The organism is Stenotrophomonas sp. 278 (assembly GCF_003935715.1).
Taxonomy (GTDB): Bacteria; Pseudomonadota; Gammaproteobacteria; order Xanthomonadales; family Xanthomonadaceae; genus Stenotrophomonas; species Stenotrophomonas maltophilia_AH.
This window is the reverse complement of record NZ_RHPP01000250.1, coordinates 1-2,733: the sequence shown is the minus strand read 5'-3', so window position 1 is coordinate 2,733 and position 2,733 is coordinate 1. Positions and strand designations below refer to the sequence as shown.

General features: G+C 68.2%; 3 protein-coding genes and 1 pseudogene. 3 read left to right on the top strand and 1 reads right to left on the bottom strand.

Features of this window, described 5'->3' with window-relative positions:
- The coding region (locus EGJ34_RS22575; protein WP_221740434.1) for a hypothetical protein at window positions 1-222 on the top strand (222 nt) is incomplete at its 5' end.
- The gene (locus EGJ34_RS21235; protein ID WP_125362387.1) at window positions 212-667 is read left to right on the top strand and encodes a hypothetical protein; all 456 of its coding nucleotides are present in this window, start codon (window positions 212-214) and stop codon (window positions 665-667) included. The genes EGJ34_RS22575 and EGJ34_RS21235, both read left to right, overlap by 11 nt.
- A gap of 13 nt (window positions 668-680) precedes the next feature.
- On the opposite strand, the gene EGJ34_RS21230 is transcribed toward EGJ34_RS21235, so the two are convergent.
- Complete coding sequence (locus EGJ34_RS21230; protein WP_125362386.1) at window positions 681-2,519, bottom strand: hypothetical protein; 1,839 nt, start codon at window positions 2,517-2,519, stop codon at window positions 681-683.
- A 102-nt stretch (window positions 2,520-2,621) separates the two neighbouring features.
- Between EGJ34_RS21230 and EGJ34_RS21225 the strand changes: the two are divergent.
- A pseudogene (locus tag EGJ34_RS21225) lies at window positions 2,622-2,733 on the top strand (4-hydroxy-tetrahydrodipicolinate reductase); the annotation flags it as partial.

Here is a 2,733-nt window from a genome sequence, read left to right as displayed (position 1 = left end):
GCCTGGGGCAGCGGATTGCGCCGCCGGCGAACGGCGGCAATGCAGGGTGCGGCGGTTGCGACAGCTGCGGCCCCGCCGTTTCCCGCTCCGACAAGGACCGCTAGTCCTGCAAAGACAGGGTTGGTGATCGGCGAAGGCGGCAGCGTCGCCATCAGCTCGGTTGCGGTGGCCAATGTCTGGCATTTTGGTTTCGGCCCGCCAGGAGAGTTGCATGAAGATTGAACACCCGTCACCCGCAGGCGTCGTCCCGCCCCCGTGTGCGTCGCGACCGCTCAAGCGCGCCTCCGGCGCGGGTGTTGTCCCGTTCCGCGTGGACAACGACGACCCGTGGCTCGCCCGGACTTCCAAGCGTAGCCGCTTGGGCACCGCTGCGCTGGCGGATACCCCGCCGACAGCCGAATGCAGGGCGATCCAGCGGTTGCATGCGACGCTGCAGCACCTCGGCAATGCCATCCACATTCCGCCAGATGCGGTTTCGCTGCAGGCGCTCTGCGCGGATGTGAACAGCATCGCAGCCGTCCGTGACGCGTTGCCGGGCACCGCCAGGGCCGTCGTGGAGCGGGTGCTTGCGGGGCAGACCTCATTGAACGCCCGCGAGTCGTGCGAGCTGGGGCAATCGCTGCAGGAGGCGATCGCAGACAGCGGCCTGTTCGAGAGGGTTGATTGAGTTCCGCTTGACGTCAGAGGCTGCCCGGATGCGCTGTGGCCTGCGCGTGCCGGATGGCGTTCAGGCACCCCAGCGCGGTTTCCAGATAGCGGCTCGCACTTCCGTGGCGAACCGCGCAGGGCGCGGGGCGCTGGGTCATCGTGGTGTCCCAGAAGATGAGGCGGCGTCGCGGCAGCAGCGCGCCGAGCGCAGGCCAGTTCAAAGTGTCAGCAATGGATTCCAGCCGGGACACGCAGGCTTTGCGATCCGCCCGGCCGGAGGGCGCGGAAAGGCTGTCGAGCTGAAGCGCAGAAGCGCCCTCCAGGTTCCGGTAAAGCAGCGCCGCGATCAGCCTGCACAGGGCCTGCCGGGCGTGGGGCCAATGGCCGTGCTCCGGCAGGCGGGCGGCAAGGGCGGCAACCCCCGCGTCAGCGGGAATCACTGTCTGTTGCATTCGGGCCAGAAGCGTGGCATCCGCGGTAGTCCGGGCGTGTTCGGCGCACTGCCGTAGTTCGTCGAAGGCGAAGCGTGCCAGGTCCGCGGGCAGGAGGGATCCTCCGCCCACCAGGCGGTCCAGGGCCAGGGCGAGATCGAGCAGACCGGCCACGCCCGGCCTTTCGTCATCCGGGGCCGGCGCGAGCAGGTGTTGTCCGACCGCGAGCATGCCCGGGCGCGTGGCCGCGTCATGCAGCTCCATCAGTACGGCGGTGAGGCGATCGCGCACATGATCGGCATCGCCATCGGCCGGCAGCGTTGCGGGCGTCCAGTGGGCAGGAGCCTGCGGGTCGTTCTTCTCATAGCGCAGATGGATGCTGTGCTCGCCTCGGACCGAGATCGTTCCACCGGGCGAACAGGTGGCCGTCAGACGCACCCTCAGCGCTGAATCCTCCGTCAGTACCCGGTGCTCCGGCAGTGCATCCAGGCCTGCAGTCCGGGGCGCGGCCGCGCTCAGTGGCCGGTCATGTTCAACCCGGATGACGACGTCCTTGCGCTGCGTCGACGAGAGGGGGATGTCCACATGGAAGCGGGTATCGGCAATCGGCCCGCCCCGGGCTGTGCTGTCATGTGACCGCAGCAGGGCACCGTCGCGGTGCAGGACCGTCCCCGCGAACATGTTGATTTCCACCTCGGCCAGCAGCCCCTGGTGTGCCTGGCAGACGAATCGACGCTGTGCGTCGGAGAGGCCCGCAGACGCCGCACGGAAGGCGTTCGGGTCGTGCTGCCGGGATCCGTTCAGATAGTACGGATTGCGCGGAAGGTCACGGTCGAACTGATCCCAGGGGTCCGCGGCCGCTCCGGTCTTCCGCATCGCGTCCTGCAGAGCCGCTTCGGTCTGTGCGCAGACGCTTGCCGGGAGTGCGGACCCAAAACTGCGTTCGGACAGCCGCTGCAGCGAATGGGTCACGTCGCCGGCGGTCCAGACGTGATCGTGCCGGGGCTGGAAACCGCCGCGGCGAAGCGCTGCGGCCAGCATGCCCGCCTGGTCTTCGTCCAGTCGATGCTGACGACGCAGCAGATGTTCTGCCGAACCGTCCGGAATCGTCTCGAGGCGGCCTGCCGGCGACAGCGTTACCCGCTGGTCCGGGGCACTGGCGAGCACGGAGCAGTCCAGAAGCAACCTGGAGGTATGCGGTGAGGGGGTCTTGGCGCGCAGGTCCTGGCCGGCATTCCTTTCACCGGCGAAGCCGTGCAATGCCGCCGGCGGGGGGCGGTTGGCGATCAGGAGCAGCGGCCGCAGGTCGGGCAGCGACACGGCTTTTGCCAGTGCCGTATGCGGCATCACGGCCGCGGTGCTGAAGCTGTTCTGCCTTACGATCATGGCGTGGCATGTCCCTTGCGATGGCGTGCCCGCAGCGTAAGCAAGCCAGGTCATGCCACGCAGGATGCATTCGCGACACCTTCCTGGACCGGTCAGCTGGCGTTGCCAAACCTGTTGCGCTTGTGTCGCATCGCCTGCTGCGGATAGCCTTCACGCATGACTACTACTCCCCTTCGTCTGCTCATTCACGGTGCCTCCGGGCGCATGGGCCAGGCCCTGCTGCGGCTGGCCGCCGAGCGTGAGGACCTGCAGGTCGTCGCCGCCGTCA

What these genes read in the sequence shown, in the direction of transcription:
- EGJ34_RS21235 (WP_125362387.1), top strand. Translation starts at nt 212, where the DNA reads ATGAAGATTGAACACCCGTCACCCGCAGGCGTCGTCCCGCCCCCGTGT.
- EGJ34_RS21230 (WP_125362386.1), bottom strand. Translation starts at nt 2,519, where the DNA reads ATGACCTGGCTTGCTTACGCTGCGGGCACGCCATCGCAAGGGACATGC.